The following is a 20,026-nucleotide window of genomic DNA, read 5'->3' as shown; positions in this document are numbered from 1 at the left end:
CGTGCCCCCAAAGCGTCGGTCCCAGTGCAGTTAGTCGTGTGGAGTCGGTGTTGTCGGGGGCGTCCGTTTGTGTTCGGTCCGCTGGACCATCGTGCCCACGCGTTCGACCAGGTCCCGATCCACGTCCAGCAGCCGAGCCGTCGCCCCGGCCGAGAGCCGACCATCGATATGCAGGGCGAGAATCGCGTCCAGGACCTCGTACTCGACCCCCAGCTCGTCCTCGTCGGTCTGTCCGGTCCAGAGGCCCGCGGTGGGCGTCTTGGTCACCAGGTCCTCATCGACGCCGAGGTGGCGGGCGACCTGTCGAACCTGCTGTTTGTAGAGCCGGCCGATCGGGTTGCAGTCCACGGCCCCGTCGCCGTACTTGGTGAAGTAGCCCACCAGAATCTCGGTCCGGTTCCCGGTCCCGACGACCAGCCCGTCCTCGTGGTTCGCGAGGAGGTAGTTGAGAACCGCCCGAACCCGCGCCCGGGCGTTGCCGATCGCGAACTGATCGATCTCGGTCTCGGGGAACGCGCCGACGAGTTTGTCGACGAAGGGTTCGATCTCGATGACGTCGTACTCGATACCCAGATCGAGGGCGACCCGCTCGGCGTCCCCCATGTTGTCCGCCTGGCTCACCCGCCCGGGCATCACCAGCCCGTGGACTGCCTCCGGGCCGAGCGCGTCGACCAGCAGGTGGGCGGTCGTGGTGCTGTCGATACCGCCGGAGAGGCCGAGAATCGCCCGGTCGACCCCGGCCTGGCTCATCGTCTCCTGGATGAACGACTCGATCGAGTCGACGACCGGGTCGAGTTCGTCCGGCTCGAATCGCAGATCGAGGGGTTCCAGCTCGTCCGGCCCTGTCATGTTCGGGTGTGGGTCGCCCAGCATAATAGGGGTCCCGACCGCAAGCGCTACGTTTTAGTGCGTTCCTCGGAAAGTCAGATTCGAGCGCCGGTGGTCTAGTGGTAGGACATGAGCTTCCCAAGCTCATAGCCCGGGTTCAATTCCCGGCCGGCGCATTCCCACTTTTTCCGAGGGGCTGCTTCGCAGCCCCTCGCAAAAACTTGGGGAAAAAGACCGCTAACGGCTGTTGAATTGGGTGAAATCGCAACGCCGGGAATTGAGCCCTGGAAGGCGCGCGCAACGAACGGAGTGAGTGAGCACGGCTTCCTCTGGTTCAATTCCCGGCCGGCGCAGTGAGCGAGTTTTACGAGCGAACGAGCAGGGCAGGAATTGAACCACGCGAATCCGAGCGCGAGCGAGGATTCGCCATCGGGTTCAATTCCCGGCCGGCGCATTCCCACTTTTTCCGAGGGGCTGCTTCGCAGCCCCTCGCAAAAACTTGGGGAAAAAGACCGCTAACGGCTGTTGAATTGGCTGATACGCTGGGCCGCAAATTGAATCATGTAGCCGAGCGCGGAGAACGTGACAACCCAACAACCCGAAGGAAAACCTTCATTCGGTCACCACAGGACCTCCAGACATGCTCGATTCCGGGCCGTTCACCGTCAACCTCGCGACGATCGGCATCGACGACAGTCAGTTCAAGGCGGTCACAGACACCCTGGGCAAAGCGGCGTTCGGCGCGGACGGGGCCACGGGCTTCGAGATCGAAGGCGTCGAATCCGACCGGGTCACGGCCCGACTCCTGCGATCCCGGCCCATCGAGATCCAGTCCTACGACACCGACACGGGAGAGTTGGTCGATGAAGAAGTCCAGACCGTCGAGTCGATTCCCTTCCGGCTGGACTTCGACCGACAGCGCCTCGAAGTGTTCTCGAACGGCCGAGACACCAGGGCGGTCGCGTCGGCAATCCAGCAACGGATCGACCTGGGGCAACCCCCGGTTCAGTTAGGGTTGGACCTGGCGGGCGTCTACGACGCCGCCACCGAAACCGACTGGGACGTCTCGGTCAGCTCACTCCAGGTTCGCAATCTGGCGATCGACGAGCAGGCCACGGGCAGCTATCGAATGGCGATCCCCGAGGATTCCCAGGCCGATTCGTACATCGCCGACTACGCGGGGGACATCTCCTATCTCGGAACGACGTTCGAGCGGGCGGGATCGGCAGTCTCGGTGGGGTTCTACGAGAGCGGCTCGATCCGGTTTTTCAGCGCCAGCGACGCGAACGCGGAACTCTGGGAGACGATCGGCACTGAGATACAGGCCCACGGGGCCACAGTAAAGAAACGCTGATCAGCGCTCGATCGACCCGATGCTGAAGCCCTCGTCTTCGAGGATCGATTCGATGCGGTTCAGATGATTGCCCTGGAGTTCGATGGCCCCGTCCTTGACGGTCCCTCCGCAGGCGAGCTTGGACTTGAGTGTACTCGAAAGCGAGCCCACGTCCACGTCGTTTTCATCGAATCCCTCGATAACAGTCATCTCCTTGCCGTACTGTCGGGTCTCGATGTGCACGGACAGTTGCTGGGACTCTTTTGCCACGTCCTCACAGACACAGAGCTCTTCGGGGAGCCCGCACGTCGGGCAGACCTCCGCCATACTGTCTGTGTTCCCGAGCCACGGTAATAAACTATGCCCAGGTCCGCGAAAATCCGAGTTCAGCCCTCGAAGTACGCGCTGATGAGCTTGCGCTCGGCGGCCCGGAGATGCTGGTGGAAGGTCGAGGGGTGAATGTCCATCGCCGCGGCCAGGGACTCGCCCTCGACTGCCCGCGGCCACTCGAAGAAGCCACTGACGTAGGCCTTCTGCAGGGCTTCGAGCTGCCGATCGGTGAGATCGTCGGTCACATGGTCACGAAAGCTCTCCGCCGATTGGTCGCGGTCCGCGACCTCGTGGAAGGCCAGCAGTTCGACCCCGTCATAGCCGTCCCGGAAGCGTCCGACGACGGTGTTGCCCATGTGCTCGGAGGCGGCCGCGAAGGTGAGGCGTACGCTCGACGGGGTCGCCGAGAGGTGTTCGAGCCGGACGGCGTCCTGGACGATCGAGCGGGCGAACGGCCCCGGAGGGACGGTCCACTCCAGGACAGTCCCCGATTCGCTCCCGGCGACCAGTTTCAGATCGCCGGTTCGCTTGACCTGCTCGGCGACCGATGAGGAGGGGACGTCCGAGACAGTGAGCAGGAGCGTCGGCTGGCCGTCCGAGATGGTGGCCTGGCCGTCGGCGGTCACCTCGCCCGAGAGCGAGTCGGCGAGTTCGACCAGCGGCATGGTCGGATCGGCGACCTCCAGTCGGACCTCGATGACCGACTCCCCGGCGGAGAGACTCACCCGTTCGAGGGCGTTGATCGCGGCCCCGGCGGACTGGCCGATGGCCTCCAGAACGACAGTCTCCCGCTCGTCGAACACGTCCGCCTCGGCCGTCGCGACCGCGAGCAGGCCGTAGACGCTGTCGCGGTAGCGAAGTGGAACGAGCGCCGTGGCGGCAGGGGGCTCCATCCCGGCGAACAGGCCCGTGGAGTCCGTGAGCACTTCGACGGTTCCGGAGTCGATCGCGGCGGCGAGTCCGGTGACGTCGGCGGCCCCGAGTGGCTCCGTGGGACGATTGTCACCCGCGACAGGACGCAACAGCCCGGTCGAGGGGTTGTAGCGGCCGACCCAGGCCGCGGTGAGATCCGGCACGGTCGCGAAACGCTCGGCGATCGAGGCCTCCAGGTCCTCCCTGGTGTCCGAGTCGACGATCGTCTCAGCGATGTCCGGCACCAGCGAGGTAACCCGGGAAAGGACGTGATCCAGGGTCTGCCGTTCGGCCGCGAGTGCGAGTTCGGCCTCCTTGCGGTCGGTGACGTCGGCCTGATAGCCCACGTAATACGCCACGTCGCCGCTCTCGTCGTAAATCGGGGCGATCTCGACGCGGTTCCAGAACAGTTCGCCGTCCTTCCGGTAGTTCTTGAGTTCGACGGCAACCTGTTTCTGTTCGGTCACCGCCTCGGCCATCTTCGCCACCCGGTCCATGTCCGTCTCCGGGCCCTGCAGGAATCGGCAGTTCGTGCCCAGGATCTCCGTGCGCTCGTAGCCGGTGGTCTCGGTAAACTGGTCGTTGACGTAGATGAGCGGGTTGTCCGGGAGCGACGGATCGGAGATCGAGATACCGACCGGCGCGGCGTCCATGGCGTCCTCCTTGAGGTGCAGTTCCTCCTCGACGGAGAGCTCCGCGATGCGTTCGTCCGCAGGCGTCTCCCCCATGTTAGCCCTCCCGACCGCCCACAGGGGACGGCCACCGAGTGCCAGCTGCACGGCGCGTTGCGGTCCCTGGTCCCAGCATGCACGGGGCCCTACAGGCGGCACCGAAATAAACACCCGGAGGCGACATCGTTTTCCCGACTGCCATGGAACTCCCTGGCATGGGCGTCGAGTACGTTCAGTGTCCGTCCTGTGAAAGCGAGATCAGGGTCGGCGTGCCACGGGAGAGCGAGGTCCTCGAGGTGAGCCAGGGCGGTAAGCCGACCACGACGGCGGACTCGAAAACGCGGTTGCTGACCTGTCAGGAAGGCCACGACGTCTGGGTCCGATTCTCGATCTGATCAGCCACCGAGTAACTGTGGCCCGAACAGCATCAAGAGCAGGGCAAGCAGCATCGTCAGACCGACCGACGTGGTGATCGCCCGGACCGCGACCTGGCGGTCCTCGATCGGGAGCCTGGAGACCACCGCCTCGGCAATCATGCGCAAGAGGTGCCCGCCGTCCAGGGGGAAGGCCGGAATGCAGTTGAAAAAGCCCAGGTTGAGGTTGATCCAGCCCGTCCAGAAGAGGACGTTCGCGAGGACGAACACGCCACCCCCCAGCGGCGCAAGCGGTCCCTCGACGGTGAAAAAGCCCAGGTTCCACCCGACGAATCCGGCGAAGTTGTACTCCAGACCGGTCAGGCCCACGCTCCCGATCAGCGGGAGCAGCAGGCTCACGCCGATCCCCCGGAGGAAGCCCACGATACCCGGCCCCGTGGCCTCACCACCGGCCATATCGAGGTAGGTCTGGGCGGGGTAGAGTGTCGTCCCGAAGTCCGAGACGACGAGGCCGCTGATCCCCCGATAGACCTGCACGCCGAGGTAACTCGTGCCGTCCTGGGCGCCCAGTTTCACGTCGGTCGTCTCGGCCGCCCCGTTCTGGTAGGTCCTCACCGAGACGGTCTCACCCTCGTCAAACCCGTCCAGCACGGCGTTCAACTGTGTCTGAGAGGCAACCCGTTGCCCGCCGATCTCAGTGACGACGATAGGGGTCTCCGTCGGTAGCCCATCCGACGCCGCCGGCCCGTCCGGGACGACGGTGACGAGCGCCCCTGCTGGTCCCGTCACGCGGTCACCCCCGGCCGTATCCAGTGTCACAACCGTCTCGTTCGCCACCGCGGCCCGGAGGTCAGCTTCGGTCTGGACTGGCGTCCCGTTCACCGCCGTGATGGTCGTATTGGTTCCAAGCGACGCGAAGGGCGACTCGTCCGCGACACCAGTGACCAGTACCGACCGGCGGACGCTGGTCTCGGTTCCGTCTCCGAGGGTCAGCGTCACCCGGTCGGCGCCCGAGGCAACCAGCGTCTCCTCGAGGTCGGCGTTCTGTTCGACGGGTTGCTCGCCGACCGCGACGATCCGGTCGCCGGCGTCGATGCCCGCCTGGGCGGCCGGCGAACCGGGGAAGACCCCACCGACCGCCGCGCCCGGTGCGACACCGATCGAGCCCACGACCGGCCCGAAGAGGATGGCGAAAGCGATCGCGGTCAGCAGGAAGTTGTTCGTCACGCCGGCGGCGAACATCCGGGCCTGGCTCCCTCGATCGGCGGCCTCGACACTCTCCTCTTCGGGTTCCACGAAGGCCCCGATCGGGAGGATCGCGAGCAGCACCACGCCCATGGATTCGACGTCGATGCCCTCGACCCGGGAGAGGATGCCGTGCCCGCCCTCGTGGACCAGCATGCCGATGAAGAGGCCAAAGAGGATCTCCGGGGCCACCGCGAGCGGGAGGAAGTCGTTCACGCCCGGGATGACCAGGAAGTTCTGTGGCTGGTTGACCGCGGTTGGCTGTGGCGGGTTCCGGAGGACCTGGACCGCGTTCGCGAGCAACAGCAGGAATGACCCGACGAGGATCACCAGTGCGAACCCAAGTCCCATGTTCGCCCAGACCCGCCAGAGCCGACGGGGACTCGCCAGGCGGTCGAGCAGGTCACGGCCTCGTTTCGTGTGGACAGTCAGTATCGGGCCCGTCACGCCGATAAACTCCGGGAACCAGTCTCGGGAGCGGAGCAGAGAGAGCGCCAGCCAGTAGGCCAGCAGGCCGCCGAGGACCCAGGACCAGGGATTCATCATCGGGAGAGCCGTCCCGAAACGGGTTAGGCGTTCGGGTTGGGTGCCCGGGCGAGCTATTTGGGCCCGGGGTGAAAATAGGCTACCGTGAACGGGCAGGACCTACTGCGGACGCTTCGAACCGGGTTCGTGAGCGGCGTGGTCGTCGTGGCCCCGCTCGTGGTCACCTGGCTCGTGCTGTCCGTCCTCTTTGGCTGGCTCGTCTCCGCGATCGAGCCCCTGCTCGCGCTCTGGCCCGGCGAGACCGGGTTCGTCGAGAACGCCGTGGCCCTGATCTTGCTCGTGGGAGTCATCACCGGACTCGGAATCGCGTTTCGACGGGGGACCGGCGACGAGTTGGTCGTCCAGTTCGATCACGTGATGGAGCGGATCCCGATCGTCCGCACCATCTACTCGCCGACGCGTGAAGCCTCGACGGCCCTGTTGAAACACGGCGACCAGTTCGAGCGGGTCGTCCTCGTCGAGTGGCCACGGAAGGGAGTCTACACGCTCGGATTCGTGACCGACGAGACCCCAGATCGGCTCTCGACCCGGCTTCCGGAGTCGGCGTACGTGGACGTCTACATCCCGATGAGCCCGAACCCGATGGGCGGCTATCTCACCATCGTGGCCCGCTCGAAGGTCATCGCGACGGAGCTCTCGGTGACCGAGGGGCTGCGGATCGTCGTGACCACTGGGCTCTACGGGGAGGGAGGCAGACCGCCCCTAGCGCTCCCGGCGCAGACGTGCCAGCACAAAGGGCTCGTCGAGTTTCCCGAGGAAGGTGCCGAGTTTCGGACCCTCGGGCTGGTCGAAGAAGAGTCGATACCCCGTGGCGAAAAAGTCCCCAACCTCGATGTCGTGTCGGCGAGCCGTCTCGTAGATCTCGCCCTGGATCTCCTCGGGGCTGGCCCCCGCCTCGATGAAATCCGCGAGGTCGTCCAGGGCCGCCGCCGTCGGCTCGTCGATCTCGACTTCGGGCATCGAGGCCCGCTTGAGGTCGTAGTTGAAGGCGTTGTCAGTCCGACGGGCCCACTCCCGGGCTCGCTCGACGCGGTCGAGGGCCGCCTCGATCGCCCACTCGGGGGCGTTCTCGGGGATGTGGCCCTCCCGCCTGGCGATCTCCGCCCGAAGCTCCTCGTCCTCGGTCATGCCGAGGACCGCAGCGAAGGAGAAGGGGATCCGGATCCGCTCGGGGCGGATCGAGTCCACGAGGAAGGGGTAGACCCGCTCGGCCCGCTTTCGTTCGTCCTCGCTTGCGTCCTCGATCTCGTCGAAGTAGATCGCCTCCAGGCGGTCGAACTCCGCGACCAGCTGGTCGGCGTGTTCGATCGAGAAGTCCCGGGCCTTCCGGGGGTCCTTGCTGAAGAAGTACTTGACCACCGGGACTTCCAGAAACTCCAGGACCTCCGAGACGAGGATGACGTTGCCCGCCGAGGAGGAGAAGGGCGCGCCGTCGAGGGTGAACCACTCGTAGACCATCGGCACCGGCGGCTGGTGGTCGAAGATCGCGCGGGAGATCTCCGCGCCGCTGGGCCAGGAGCCCTCGGCGTGGTCCTTGCCGAAGGGCTCGTGGTCCACCCCCAGCAGTTGCCACTGGGCCGGCCACTCGAACCGCCAGGGGAGTTTTCCATTTCGGAGCGAGGTCGTGCCCTCGTGTCCACAGCCCTCGATGACCTGGTCGCCGGCCTCCATATCTGTACATCGGTACGAGACCGTACCCGCATCCAGGTCGACGTCCGTCACGGTCTCGGTAATCTGACCACAGTTCTCACAGATCGGATTGAACGGGACATACTCCGCGTCGACTTTGTCCTGGTAGGCCGCGAGCAACTCGCGAGCCTCGTCGGCCCGTTCGAGAACCGTTCGCGTGGCAGTCTCGAAGGCCCCGTCCTCGTATTGTTCGGTGTTCGAGATCATCTCCACCGGGATGTCGAGTGCCGCCGCCGACTGCTCGACGAGGCTCGCGAAGTGTGCACCGTAGGAGTCACAGCAGCCGAAGGGGTCGGGGATGTCGGTGTATGGCTTGCCCAGGTTCCGGCCGAGCGCCCCGGCATCGACGGCGCCCAGATCGACGATCTCCCCGTCGAGAGCGGCCAGTTTCCGCGGGAGTTTGCGAAGCGGATCCCGGTCGTCGCTGGTGAATATCTGTCTGACCGTATACCCTCGCTCCCGGAGCACCTCGGCGACGAAGTAGCCCCGAACGATCTCGTTCATGTTCCCGAAGTGTGGGACCCCCGAGGGCGAGATACCGCCCTTGATGACGATGGGATCGGTCGGCTCTCTGGCCTCGATCAGGTCCGCAACCGTATCGGCCCAGAAGACCCGCCGGGAGTCCACCGAGTCGAGGACGTAGGGGTCTGTCTCGTCGGGCATAAAGGATTGCTCGTCGGACATCACTGCCACTCGGGGAGCATGGTTCGCGTGCCGTCGGCCGTCACGTCGGTGCCGTCGTGGTCCCCACGGAGTACCGCATCGACGATGCGATCGGGGTCGGTCCCGTCGAGCACGATAGTTCGCATCCCGGAGCGCTCGATTAGTTTGGCCGCCAGCAGGTCGACCGGGGCCGAACTCCCGGCGACGAGTTCGGTGTCGACGATCACGTCGATTAGTTCCTGGGGCGTCATGGCCTCGATGTGCCGGGCCGTCTCGTCCTCGTCCGGGTCGGCGGTGAACACGCCCGGCACGCTCGTGGCATAGACCAGGAGATCGGCCTCGACGTACTCCGCGAGCGCCGCCGAGACGGCGTCGGTCGTCTGGCCGGGGGTGACCCCACCCAGCACGGGCACGTCCCCCCGTCGCATCGCTTCCAGGCCGCCCTGATAGCTCTCGATCGGGGCCGGCGCGGCGATATCCTCAAGCGCCGCGATGAGCAACCTGGCGTTGAGCCGGGTGACCCCGATCCCGATGTCGTCCAGCGCGATCTCGTTTTCTCCGAGGTTTCGTGCGGCCTCGATGTACTCGCGGGCGACCGACCCGCCACCCACGACCACGCCGAGGTCGATCCCGGTCGCGTCCAGTTGTTCGATGGCGTCAGCGTGCCCCTGCACGACCGACTCGTCGAGGTCGGGTGCGAGAACGCTGCCGCCGATAGAAACCACCACCCTCATTGAGCCCTGCTAACCCGGTAGCGGTCTTAAGGATTGGTATCCCCACCGCCGCGTACGACACCTACAAACCGCGCCCGCCCCTGCGTGGAGATATGTACCCACTGGGGATCGTCACGGGGCCGGAAACGTCCCCCGACAGCGTCCTCGAACCGGTGCTGGACCGTCTGGAAGCCGAGGGCTCGGTCGGTGTCGTTCGGCCCGGCGAGTCGACGGCCGAGCGAACCGTCTACGAGGTCGGCGAGGACGGCTGGGCCGCCCGGGGCGAGGGCCTCGACGCCGAAAGCGCGCTGTCGAAGGTGGCGACGGCCCACGATTACGGTCTGCTCGTCGATTTCCCGGACGCAGCAGTCCCACAGATCGCCGTCGGGACAGCCGACATCGAGGAGCCAGCCATGCTCGCGGAGTCACCACAGGCCCTCGATCTGGACGCCGTCGTCTCGACTGCCGAGGCGGGCGAACCGATCGAGACGCTTGACAGCCTGATCGCACAAGTGAAGGCTTCCCCCAGAGCCGAACTCTCGGGGGCAATCGCGACCTTCACCGGGCGAGTCAGAGCAAAAGAAGACCCCGAAGACGATCCGACCGAATCGCTGACCTTCGAGAAGTACGAGGGCGTCGCCGAGACCCGCATGGCCGAGATCGAAGCCGAGTTGACCGACTGGGATGGGGTCTACGAGGTCGCGATGCACCATCGGGTCGGGCGGATCGAGCGCGGCGAGGACATCGTCTTCGTCGTCGTGCTGGCCGGCCACCGCGGCCAGGCCTTCGAGGCCGTGGAGGCGGGCATCAACCGGATCAAGGACGAGGTCCCGATTTTCAAGAAGGAAACGACCGTCGCGGAGGAATTCTGGGTTCACGAGCGCGAACATTGAGGCTGGCCCCCATTTTTCCGCTTACGGATGCAGAACACATTGTAAAACGTCTCGAACGTTCTGAGCGGTTTATAAAACGTCCCAAAAGGATCGAGTCGGCGTGAAAGTGACCGAATTTGATCGAACGTTCACCCCGCTATAAGATACCGGGGACAGTATGGTATCGTGTATGAGCCCCTCCACGACCACCACTGCCGAACCCAAGGAAGCACGGCTCCGTTCCTACCTGCGGGAGAAGGCGACCGACGGCGAGCTCTACTTCAAGAGCAAGTTCATCGCCGAGGACGTCGACCTCTCGCCGAAGGAGATCGGCGCGCTGATGGTCAAACTCAAGGAGAGCGCCCCGGACCTGGAGATCGAGAAGTGGTCGTACACGAGCGCGACGACCTGGCGTGTCAGTCCCGCCTGAACAGTCCTCCCCCCCCCCTGAGCCCCCTTTTCGCGGTCGGCCACCAGTTTCCCACCGGGACGTTTTTGCGAGCGAGCGGCCCACACACAGACATGGACGATACAGGCCCCGAAGCCGACGCCGACGACCGAACGGGGGCCGACTCGCTTCGCTGGCGAACCGAATCGCGGTCGACCGCCTACACCTGTCCGGGATTCTCGATCGTGCACGAGGAAATCACCCTGCCCGATGGCACCGAGACGGACTTCGATTACCTGCACGACGCCCCGAGCGTCGTAATTTTGCCGTTCACGACGGAGGGCGAACTCGTTCTCATCGAGGAGTGGCGACAGGCGGTCAAAGGCGTGACCCTCGGATTCCCGGCTGGCGGGGTTGAACCGGGCGAAGACCTTGCTGCGGCCGCCCGGCGGGAACTCACCGAGGAGACGGGCTACGAGGCCGAGGCGCTTACCGCACTCGACAGCTTCGAGCCGGCGACCGGAATCACCGATGCCGTCTTCCACTTCTTCGTGGCGACGGGCTGTGAACCCACGGGAACACGGGACCTCGACGAAAACGAAAGCATCCAGGTGACGACGAGCACGCTTGGCGCGCTTCTGGAGCGAGTGCTGGCCGGGGACCTCCGGGACGGCCGAACCGCCCTCGGGCTCCTGCGATACGTGGCCGAGCAGGAAGATCAGGTGACGGTCGCGCCACCCACAACAGAACGGGTTTGACCGCGCGGGGCCAATGGCGGGCAATGACTGCGCCCTTCGAGATCCGGCAGCAGGACGCCGCCGGCCGGATCGGCGAGCTAGAGGTCCCTCGCGTCGACCGGACCGTCGAGACGCCGGCACTGTTGCCAGTGGTCAATCCGCACTATCGGACGATCGACCCCGACCGGCTCCCGGCGTTCGGCGTGCAGATGCTCATCACGAACTCCTACATCATCTACCAGGACGAGGAACTCCGCGAGCGGGCTCGATCCGAGGGGCTCCACGAACTGATCGGCTTCGACGGGCCGATCATGACCGACTCGGGGTCCTTCCAGCTCGCGGAGTACGGGGACATCTCGGTGACGACCGAGGAGATTCTGGCGTTCCAGGCCGAGATGGGCTCGGACATCGCGACGCCGGTCGACATCCCGACCCACCCGGACGCCGACCGGGAAACCGTCGAATCGGACCTGGCGGAGACCGAACGCCGGCTCGCGACCGCCGAATCAGTCGACACCGGCGACATGCTCGTCACGGCCCCGGTCCAGGGTGGGACCTTCCCCGACCTCCGCGAGCAGGCCGGGGCGAACGCGGCGGCGACGGATCTCGACGTGTTCCCGGTCGGGGCGGTCGTGCCCCTCCTGAACAACTACCGCTACGCCGAGGCAGTCGACCTGCTCGCCGCGGCGAAACGCGGCCTCGGCCCGTCCAGGCCGGTCCATCTCTTCGGTGCCGGGCACCCGATGACCTTCGCGTTGATGGTCGCGATGGGCGCGGACCTCTTCGACTCGGCCGCCTACGCCCTGTTCGCCCGCGACGAGCGATACCTCACCGTCCGCGGGACCAGACACCTCGAAGACATCGAGGAGTTTTCCTGCACCTGTCCGGTCTGCACCGAGCACGACCCGGCGGCGCTACGGGACGCCGACGAGACGACCCGGACCCGCCTGCTGGCCGAACACAACCTCCACGTCTCGATGGCCGAGATGCGGCGGATCCGGGAGGCGATCCGTGAGGGATCGCTCCTGGAACTGGTCGAGTCCCGGGCCCACGCCCACCCGAGCCTGCTCGACGGCTATCGCACCCTGCTCGATCACGTCGAGCAACTGGAGCGAGCCGACCGGGCGAGCAAGTCGACCTTCTTCTACCTCTCGGAGGACAGCGCCCGTCGCCCGGAGGTCAGGCGACATCACGACCGGCTGGGCCGCCTGGACGTGGAGGGCCCACTCTTGCTCACCGAGGGCCAATCCGACGACCGCTACGGGGATTCCTGGCGGCTCAAGCCCCCGTTCGGTCCGGTCCCGCCGGCCCTCTCGACCACGTACCCGTTGACGGCGGAGGTCCCCGAACGCATGGACGATTCGGGGTACGTGGCCGCCGCTCGCGGAGTCAAGCGGCTCGTCGAGGCCAATCCCGGGACCGAATTTGTCCTCGCACAGTTCGACTGGCCCCGCGAAGCGATCGAAACCCTGCCGGCCCGCGTGACTGTCGAAGATCTGGGGTCGGGGATGGGAAGATAGTTCCCGACCGGGGCCCCAGAAGCGGACATGACCGAGTACTTCGAGGTCCTCGACCGGGACGGGCCCGCCCGACGGGGTGAGCTTCGGCTCACGGAGCCCCGGGCGACCCCTGGCCTGGTCGGCGACGCGCTGGCCGACGCCGGGAGTCTCTGGGCAGCGGACCGAACTGTCCCCGAGGGGAACCCGGGGAAACTCACGGTGCTCCCCCACCGGGCCTTCCCCGCTGGCACGCCGGCGGACCTGCAGTCGGCCATGGACGTTCCGGCCCCCGAGATCGACGGCCCGAGTGCCGCCGTCGTCTCGCCCGAGACCGTCGCGGATCTCGGTACTGACGCCTACGTGCTCTCCGGCCCCGGTCGGCTGGTGGGCCACGCGCGAGCGCTCGTGGAGACGCTCCTCGACGTTCGGCGGACGATTCCCGACGACGCTGCCCTCGTGGTGTCGGGGATCGCCACGCCGGCGAACGTGGGCCTGTTGGCCTACGCTGGCGTGGACCTCGTGGACGACCATCGGGCGGTGGTGGCGGGGACCGAGGGTCGATACCTCGATTCGACGGGCGAGACGTTCCTGGAAGATCGGGCGGAACTCGGCTGTGCCTGTCCGGCCTGTCAGGGCCCGCGTGTGGAGTTTACCCGATCGGACTGTGTCGAACACAACGTCGCAGCGCTTCGGGCCGAACTCACGCGAGTTCGCGAGCGGATCCGGGCGGGCACGCTCCGCGAGTACCTCGAAGGGCAAGTCAGACACGAGCCCTGGCTGACTGCCGCGCTCCGACGGCTCGATCAGGAGGGGACCTACCTCCGCGAGCGGACCCCGCTCTTTCGGGGCAGCGAACTCCTCGCGACGACCGAGGACTCGCTGTTCCGGCCCGCGGTCGCCCAGTTCGCCGATCGAGTGGCAGAGCGATACACGAGCCGCTTTTCGGACGTGCCGCTGTTGCTCGTCCCCTGTTCGGCCGGCAAGCCCTACAGCGACTCCAAGAGCCACCGGCGGTTCCAGGAGGCCGCTCGCTATCGCGCGCACAAGGTCTCGCTGACTTCGCCGCTGGGGGTCGTCCCCCAGGAGCTCGAACTGACCTACCCCGCCCAGCACTACGACGCCGCCGTCACCGGGTCCTGGAGCGAGACCGAGATCCAGGTCGTCGCCGACCGGCTCCGGACGTATCTGGAACGGACGGACTACCCGCGGATCGTCGCTCACGTCCCCGAGGACGGCTACCGGGCGATCGTCGAACGAGCCACGGCGGACCTGGACCTACCGGTCACTTATACCGTTTCGGGCCACCCCACAGACGGCGACTCGCTTTCCGCACTGGGTGAGGCTCTGGACGGTGAGCGGACGATCCGCGTCGAGGAGAAGGAGCGGGCGACCCTGCGGGCGATCGCGGACTACCAGTTCGGGGCCGGTGCGGGCGAGGAGCTATTCGATGAACTGACACTCCAGGGCCGCTACCCCCGGCTCCAGGCACTCGACCCCGACGGCGATCAGGTGGCGGCCCTGGTGCCCCAGTATGGCACCCTCGCGCTCACGCTGGCCGGCGCACACGCCTGGGCCGAGAGTTCGATCGAGACAAAACGGGTCGAGATCGACGCGTTCCAGCCCCATGGCAGCATCCTCGCGCCGGGGATCCGGGCGGCCGAATCCTCGATCCAGGTGGGCGAAGAGGTGCTCTTTGAAGGGCCCAACGCGTTCGGAATCGGTCGGGCGACGATGCACGGAACCGCGATGGAACGAAGTACGCGAGGGGAAGCCGTCGACGTGCGACACACCGAGCCGATCGACTGACTCGATATGGATACCTTTTCGGTCGTTGGATTCCTCGGTTGAGTCATGGCGATCAATCTCGGCTACCTCGGTCTCGCGGCGCTCGGCTGGGTGGTGCTCCTGGCGAGTCTGTACTTCGTCATGAACGTCCGCCCCTGGCACTATCCGGTCCGGTACGTCGAGTTCGACTTCGGCGTGCGGGAGGCGACCGAAAAACTGCTCAGTCGCGGGCCCTCGGGCAAGGAACGGGGCCCCGAAGAGCGGGAGGCCGAGGAGGCAGAGACGTTCTGGCAGCGCGTGAAGATGGGGCTGTACACCTACCCCGTCCGACCGTCGAAGCTTCACTGAACTGATTTTCGTCGGGCGGTGACCGAACCGGCCCTCATTCGCCCCCGACGCGGCCCTTTTGTGCCTGGGGGACCCATCCGTGAGCATGGAAGACATCTCACTCGGTGTCCCGCGTCAGATCCTTGAGTCGCTTCCCGAATCCGAGGACGACGCGGCCGCGGACATGCAATCGGCCGTCGCCGCCTGGGAGAGCCGCCTCAACCGATTCATCGAGGAGGCCGCCACCGACCAGGAGGCCGCCAGCCGGGTCGTCGACGTCCTCGAACGCTTCGAGGACCGCCAGGAGGAGTACGACGAGTTCGTCGCGGAACTGCGCGCCTGGGGACAGTCTCCGATCTATGCCATCGGCTGGCGGAATCTCTATGCCGACCTGATCGCCCAGATCCACGAGCACGAGGAGATCGCCGCCCTCATCGATCGGGAGCGAAACGCCCGCCTGGTCGAGGACGGCATCCGCCTGGAGGAGACGGAGTAGCATGGAACTCGAAATCCGGCTCTTTGCCACGTTCCGGGAGGCCGTCGGGCAGAAGACCATCACCCGGACGTTCGAAAAGCCGGTCACGGTGGGTGCAGTCCTGGAGTCCCTCGAGGCCGAGTTCCCGGACCTGGAGGGCGAGATCCTCGCCGAGGACGGCCTTCAGCCACAGCTCAACGTCCTCAAGAACGGCCGAGAGGTCTCGTATCTCGACGGACTCGCGGAGTCCCTCGAAACGGGCGATCGGCTCTCGATCTTCCCGCCGGTGGCAGGTGGATAGATGCGCGTCGAGCGGACGTTCCGGGGTATCACCCCCGATCTGGTCCGCATCTACCTCGAATCGGTCGGGGCCGAGTCAGTCGAGGACGATCAGGCGTCCGGCCCCGGCTGGCACGCCGAATTCGCCGCCGAGAAGATCGCGATCGGCCCCTCGATCGAGTTGACCGAGATAACGATCGTCTTCGAGGGCGAGGAATCCGTACTCGAGGACGTCGTCGCGGATTTCGCCCGGAAAGCCGTTCGGTCGGGCGGGTGAGTTACTCCCAGCCCTCGATGGACTCCTCGACGTAGTGATCGCTCGCGGGGAACTGGCCGTTTTGTACCTCCTCGCGGAAGCCCTCGACGCCCTTCTCCATCTCGGATTGCACGTCGGCGTACTGCTTGGCGAAGGGCGGGACCCAGTCACCCACGCCCAAGACGTCGGTGATGATCAGGCCCTGGCCGCTCACGTGCGGGCCGGCCCCGATCCCGATCGTCGGGATCGAGAGGGCCTCGTCGATACGTCTGGCGACGTTCGCCGGGATATGTTCGAGCAGGAGCGCGAACGCGCCGGCGTCCTCGTGGGCTTTCGCGAGTTCCAGGATCTCCTCGGCCTCCTCGGCGTCGGTCGCCCGGCGGGTCAGATCGCCGGTCTCGTTGACACTCTGTGGAGCCAGCCCGAGATGGGCCATCACGGGGATGCCGTTTTGAACCAGTCGCTCGGTCAGTTCGATGGTGTGGGGGCCGCTCTCGTGTTTGATCGCCTGCGCGCCGGCCTCCTTGATCATCCGCCCGGCCGTCTCGATGGCCTCGTCGGGGTCGGCCCCGTAGCTCATGAAGGGCATGTCAGCGATTACCAGGGACTCGTCGGTCGCCCGGGTGACTGCGCCGGTGTGGCTCAGGATTTCCTCGACGGTCACGGGAAGGGTCGAGTCGTACCCGAGCATCGTGTTGCCGACGCTGTCGCCGACGAGGATGATGTCGATACCGGCCGCCTCGAGTGCAGCGGCAGTCGGTGCGTCATACGCCGTCAGAAAGGTCAGCGGGTCGTCGTCCGCGTCGTGGGAACGAATGTCAGCGACGGTGGGCATGTTTCCCACCAATCAATGCGCTCTCTTAAGGCCCCTGTCTTCGGTCGACTGGGGCGTGGTTAGTCGTCGGCGGAGGCCGCACCGCCGACGCCGGTCCCGGGTCCGACTTCGATTCCGAGTTCGTCGAGTTTTGCCTCGGGCACGACGCCGTCCTCCCAGCCACGGACGTCGTAGTACTCGTCTTTGAGGAAGTCGAGATCGACGAGTTCGCCCTCGGCGGCACCGGAGCCGGGAACCGCGTCCTCGGCCCCTTCGAGGAAGCGACTCGGGAGGGAGTCGTCCTCGCCGTCGAAGCCGTTGAGGTTGTTGTAGTAGCGTTCGAGCGTGTAGATGCGCTCGCCGGCCTCGTTGAGTTCCTCCTCGGTGAGGTCACGGCCGGTCATGCCGTTGTACTGTTTGGTGTACTCCTCGATGCCCTCCGCGAAGGCGCTGAACTTGCAGATGTCAAAGGAGTCAGAGACCGCGTGCAGGTCCTGGAAGACCGTCAGGAGTTCGCCCTTGCCCTCGGCCTCGATGGGGTCGACCTCCTCGGGGATGCCGAGGACTTCCGCGGCCGGCGTGTACCCGCGAAGGTGACACGCCCCGCGGTTCGAGGTCGCATAGCCGATGGCCATGCCCTTCATGCCACGCGGGTCGTAGGCCGGGATGGTCTGGTTCTTGACATCGAGCCGGGTGTCATGGGCGTCCAGGCGTTCGGCGGCCCCCGCCGCGCCCTCGGCGAGTGCGTCGGCGAAGTCGTCCTCGCGACGACCGATCCGCTCGATCAGGCCGATCATCTGGTCGGCGTCGCCCCAGTCGATGGTGTCCTCGACGTAGCCCTTCTCGTCCATCTCCATGGCCATGGCCATCATGTTCCCGGTCTCGATGGCGTCGATGCCCATCTTGTTACACCGGTCGATCATGACCGCCAGCTTCTCCACGTCGTCGTTCATGGAGTTCGGGCCGAAGGTGAAGGCCGGCTCGTACTCCAGGGACTCCATCCGGACGTTGATGTCCTCGCCGTCGACGGTCGTCTCGACCTCGACTTCCTTCTTGCAGGCGACCGGACAGGAGTGACAGGTCGGTTCGTCGACCAGAATGTTCTCCCGGACGTACTCCCCGGAGACGTTCTCGGCCTCGATGTTGGGGTCTTCGGGGTCGTCCTCGCGCTCGGCACGGGTCGAGGTGTACTTCCCGTTCCGGGTCGGCAGGGCATCGATTTCCTCGGTGAGGTTCATCAGGACGTTCGTCCCGTACACCGAGAGGCCGCCCTCGTTGGGCGCTGTGACGTCGGAACCCTGGACCGCACTCATGGCCTGGCCGGTGCCGTCCGCGAAGGCCTCGGGGTTGGCCGGGTCCAGCATGTCCGTCTTGGACTTGACCATGACCGCCTTGAGGTTCTTCGACCCCATGACACAGCCCGTGCCACCGCGACCGCTCGCGCGGTCGTCCTCGTTGATGATGCAGGCGTATTTTACGCCCTCCTCACCGGCCGGGCCGATGCCCATGTAGCTCAGGTTCTTGCCGTACTCGCCCTCGACTTCCTCCTCGAGAGTCTCCCGGGCCTCGTGGGTGGTCATCCCCCAGACGTGGGAGGCATCACGAAGTTCGACCTCGCCGTCCTCGACGACGGCGTAGACGGGTTCGTCGGCCGCACCCTCGAAGACGAGGCCGTCCAGGCCGGCCCACTTGAGTCGGGCCCCACTCCACCCGCCGTGATGGGAGTCAGTTACGGTGCCCGTCAGCGGGGACTTCGTAACCACGGCGATTCGGCCCGACATGACCGCCCGCGAACCCGTCAGCGGGCCGGTCATGAAGGTGAGGATGTTCTCCTCGCTTTCGGGGTCTACCTCCGGGCCGTTGTCGAAGACGTACTTGGCACCGAGGCCCCGGGCCCCGATATACTTCTTCGCGTCCTCCTCCGGAATGCTCTCGTAATCCACCGCCCCGTCTGTCAGATCGACGCGGGCGACACAGTCGTTAAATCCGCCAAGTTCGGTCATGAGTAACCTCCACTATTCATCCACGGGCGGAGATGGGGTAGTCCTTGCCGTCAGTATGTAACGAATACCCGTTACGGGCCGCGAGCGACGGCACTTTACGCGCCGACGCGTAGATTGCATCAATGGCCGAATCGAGACCGGAATACGACTACGGGAACCACCTCGACGCGCTCAACCGGGCTACCGGTCGGCTTCGGTCCCGACACGAAGGTGGGGACCCGACCCAGCCGACCCGGACCTGGCTCGACGAGGACCTGACACCCGACGGGATCAGGTCCTCGCTCACGATCATCCTCGACACCGGTGGGTGTCGCTGGGCACGGGCCGGGGGCTGTACGATGTGTGGATACGTCTCGGAGTCCGAAAACGCCGAGGGCGTCAGTCACGAGGCCCTGCTGGCACAGATCGAGACCGCCCTGGAGCGAGAAGCCGAGCAGGCCGACCAGCCCGCTGAGGTGGTGAAACTCTACTCCTCGGGATCGATCCTGGACGACCGGGAGGTCGGGCCGGAGACGCGAGCGGCCATCGCCGAGACCTTCGCCGACCGGGAGCGGATCGTCATCGAGACCCTCCCCGACTTCGTGACCGCGGACCGACTCGAACCGTTCCTCGAAGCCGGGCTGGCGACGGACGTCGCCGTCGGGATCGAGACCGCGAGCGACCGGGTCCGGCGGGACGCCGTGAACAAGTACTTCGACTTCGAGGCGGTCCGGGAGGCCGCGACCGTCGCCCAAGAGGCTGGTGCGGGCGTGAAGGGCTATCTCCTGTTGAAGCCACCCTTCCTCACCGAGTCCGAGGCCATCGAGGACGCCGTCGAATCGATCGAGCAGGTCGCGGAGTTCGCACACACCGTTTCGCTGAACCCGACGACCGTGATGGAGGACACGCTCATCGAGGAACTGTACTACGACGGGGGCTACCGCCCACCCTGGCTCTGGTCGGTCGCGGATGTGCTCGAACGGACAGCAGCCGTGGACGCCATCGTCGTCTCGGACCCAGTCGGGGCTGGCAGCGATCGCGGCCCGCACAACTGCGGGGAGTGTGATGAGACCGTCGAGCGGGCCATCGGGGACTTCAACCGGCGACAGGACCCAACCGTCTTCGGCGAGGTGTCCTGTGCCTGTGAGCGGACCTGGGAGACGGTCCTCGAACGGGAGCAAAGTTACAACATGCCACTCGAGAGCTGACCGGCCGGATCTATCGGATTCCAGGAAATAGCAGGAGAACGTACCATTGATTGATTAGGGATGGGGTCGAACACCATGGCTGCGGCTTTCACGCCGCAGG

At 65.9% G+C, this 20,026-nt stretch carries 20 protein-coding genes, 1 tRNA gene and 1 pseudogene; 14 read left to right on the top strand and 8 right to left on the bottom strand.

The annotated features are described in order from the left end of the window. Positions 1 to 30: 30 nt before the first annotated feature. Entirely contained in the window at positions 31 to 849 is an 819-nt protein-coding gene (locus RH831_RS03665) for an NAD+ synthase (RefSeq protein ID WP_310552916.1), read from the bottom strand. Positions 850 to 933: 84 nt separating this feature from the next. On the opposite strand from RH831_RS03665, the gene RH831_RS03660 reads away from it, so the two are divergent. Both RH831_RS03660 and RH831_RS03655 read left to right on the top strand, forming a co-directional pair. Continuing rightward, positions 934 to 1,004, top strand: a tRNA-Gly gene (locus tag RH831_RS03660). Positions 1,005 to 1,468: 464 nt separating this feature from the next. Further along, positions 1,469 to 2,182: a hypothetical protein gene (locus RH831_RS03655; RefSeq protein WP_310552915.1), complete on the top strand. Its 714-nt coding sequence runs from the start codon at positions 1,469 to 1,471 to the stop codon at positions 2,180 to 2,182. Here the strand turns inward: RH831_RS03655 and RH831_RS03650 are convergent, their stop codons facing one another. Both RH831_RS03650 and RH831_RS03645 read right to left on the bottom strand, forming a co-directional pair. Further along, a complete protein-coding gene (locus RH831_RS03650) occupies positions 2,183 to 2,488 on the bottom strand; it encodes a translation initiation factor (RefSeq protein ID WP_310552914.1) in 306 nt (101 codons plus the stop codon). Positions 2,489 to 2,547: 59 nt separating this feature from the next. Then, positions 2,548 to 4,131, bottom strand: a complete 1,584-nt coding sequence (locus RH831_RS03645; protein WP_310552913.1) for a PAS domain-containing protein — start codon at positions 4,129 to 4,131, stop codon at positions 2,548 to 2,550. A gap of 143 nt (positions 4,132 to 4,274) precedes the next feature. Here RH831_RS03645 and RH831_RS03640 point away from each other — a divergent pair, with 143 nt between their 5' ends. Further along, on the top strand, positions 4,275 to 4,469 hold the full coding sequence (locus RH831_RS03640) for a hypothetical protein (RefSeq protein ID WP_310552912.1): 195 nt from the start codon (positions 4,275 to 4,277) through the stop codon (positions 4,467 to 4,469). Here RH831_RS03640 and RH831_RS03635 read toward each other — a convergent pair whose 3' ends face one another. Beyond that, on the bottom strand, positions 4,470 to 6,236 hold the full coding sequence (locus RH831_RS03635; protein ID WP_310552911.1) for a site-2 protease family protein: 1,767 nt from the start codon (positions 6,234 to 6,236) through the stop codon (positions 4,470 to 4,472). Between the two features lie 87 nt (positions 6,237 to 6,323). Here RH831_RS03635 and RH831_RS11870 point away from each other — a divergent pair. Further along, positions 6,324 to 6,767, top strand: a pseudogene (locus tag RH831_RS11870) (DUF502 domain-containing protein); the annotation flags it as partial. A gap of 174 nt (positions 6,768 to 6,941) precedes the next feature. Here RH831_RS11870 and lysS read toward each other — a convergent pair. Then, on the bottom strand, positions 6,942 to 8,612 hold the full coding sequence (lysS, locus tag RH831_RS03625; protein ID WP_396275417.1) for a lysine--tRNA ligase: 1,671 nt from the start codon (positions 8,610 to 8,612) through the stop codon (positions 6,942 to 6,944). After that, positions 8,612 to 9,325: a UMP kinase gene (gene pyrH, locus RH831_RS03620; protein ID WP_310552909.1), complete on the bottom strand. Its 714-nt coding sequence runs from the start codon at positions 9,323 to 9,325 to the stop codon at positions 8,612 to 8,614. Before pyrH ends, lysS begins: the two co-directional genes overlap by 1 nt. A 92-nt stretch (positions 9,326 to 9,417) precedes the next feature. On the opposite strand from pyrH, the gene RH831_RS03615 reads away from it, so the two are divergent. From RH831_RS03615 to RH831_RS03575, 9 genes are all read left to right on the top strand, one after another. After that, on the top strand, positions 9,418 to 10,197 hold the full coding sequence (locus RH831_RS03615) for a molybdopterin synthase (RefSeq protein ID WP_310552908.1): 780 nt from the start codon (positions 9,418 to 9,420) through the stop codon (positions 10,195 to 10,197). Positions 10,198 to 10,354: 157 nt separating this feature from the next. After that, positions 10,355 to 10,606: a hypothetical protein gene (locus tag RH831_RS03610; protein WP_310552907.1), complete on the top strand. Its 252-nt coding sequence runs from the start codon at positions 10,355 to 10,357 to the stop codon at positions 10,604 to 10,606. A gap of 92 nt (positions 10,607 to 10,698) precedes the next feature. Further along, complete coding sequence (locus RH831_RS03605) at positions 10,699 to 11,322, top strand: NUDIX hydrolase (protein WP_310552906.1); 624 nt, start codon at positions 10,699 to 10,701, stop codon at positions 11,320 to 11,322. Positions 11,323 to 11,345: 23 nt separating this feature from the next. Next, positions 11,346 to 12,821 (top strand): tRNA guanosine(15) transglycosylase TgtA, encoded by a 1,476-nt coding sequence (gene tgtA, locus RH831_RS03600; protein WP_310552905.1) that lies wholly within the window; start codon positions 11,346 to 11,348, stop codon positions 12,819 to 12,821. A gap of 27 nt (positions 12,822 to 12,848) precedes the next feature. After that, a complete protein-coding gene (arcS, locus tag RH831_RS03595) occupies positions 12,849 to 14,606 on the top strand; it encodes an archaeosine synthase subunit alpha (RefSeq protein ID WP_310552904.1) in 1,758 nt (585 codons plus the stop codon). A 45-nt stretch (positions 14,607 to 14,651) separates the two neighbouring features. Continuing rightward, on the top strand, positions 14,652 to 14,933 hold the full coding sequence (locus tag RH831_RS03590) for a hypothetical protein (protein ID WP_310552903.1): 282 nt from the start codon (positions 14,652 to 14,654) through the stop codon (positions 14,931 to 14,933). An 85-nt stretch (positions 14,934 to 15,018) separates the two neighbouring features. Next, positions 15,019 to 15,408, top strand: a complete 390-nt coding sequence (locus RH831_RS03585; RefSeq protein ID WP_310552902.1) for a hypothetical protein — start codon at positions 15,019 to 15,021, stop codon at positions 15,406 to 15,408. 1 nt (position 15,409) lies between these two features. Beyond that, positions 15,410 to 15,688 (top strand): ubiquitin-like small modifier protein 1, encoded by a 279-nt coding sequence (locus RH831_RS03580; RefSeq protein WP_310552901.1) that lies wholly within the window; start codon positions 15,410 to 15,412, stop codon positions 15,686 to 15,688. Beyond that, positions 15,689 to 15,943, top strand: coding sequence for a hypothetical protein (locus RH831_RS03575; protein WP_310552900.1), 255 nt, complete (start codon positions 15,689 to 15,691; stop codon positions 15,941 to 15,943). A gap of 1 nt (position 15,944) precedes the next feature. Here RH831_RS03575 and panB read toward each other — a convergent pair whose 3' ends face one another. Beyond that, on the bottom strand, positions 15,945 to 16,757 hold the full coding sequence (gene panB / locus RH831_RS03570) for a 3-methyl-2-oxobutanoate hydroxymethyltransferase (RefSeq protein ID WP_310552899.1): 813 nt from the start codon (positions 16,755 to 16,757) through the stop codon (positions 15,945 to 15,947). Positions 16,758 to 16,816: 59 nt separating this feature from the next. Next, positions 16,817 to 18,739 carry an aldehyde ferredoxin oxidoreductase family protein gene (locus RH831_RS03565; RefSeq protein ID WP_310552898.1) on the bottom strand — a complete coding sequence of 641 codons (1,923 nt, stop codon included), beginning with the start codon at positions 18,737 to 18,739 and terminating at the stop codon, positions 16,817 to 16,819. A 122-nt stretch (positions 18,740 to 18,861) separates the two neighbouring features. Between RH831_RS03565 and RH831_RS03560 the strand changes: the two genes are divergently transcribed. After that, the gene (locus RH831_RS03560; RefSeq protein WP_310552897.1) at positions 18,862 to 19,926 is read left to right on the top strand and encodes an archaeosine biosynthesis radical SAM protein RaSEA; all 1,065 of its coding nucleotides are present in this window, start codon (positions 18,862 to 18,864) and stop codon (positions 19,924 to 19,926) included. Positions 19,927 to 20,026: the final 100 nt, after the last annotated feature.

Origin of the sequence: Halodesulfurarchaeum sp. HSR-GB (assembly GCF_031432215.1) — an archaeon.
In the GTDB taxonomy this organism is placed as follows: domain Archaea; phylum Halobacteriota; class Halobacteria; order Halobacteriales; family Halobacteriaceae; genus Halodesulfurarchaeum.
The sequence above is the reverse complement of the archived record's forward strand: the minus strand, read 5'-3'. Positions and strand labels throughout refer to the sequence as shown.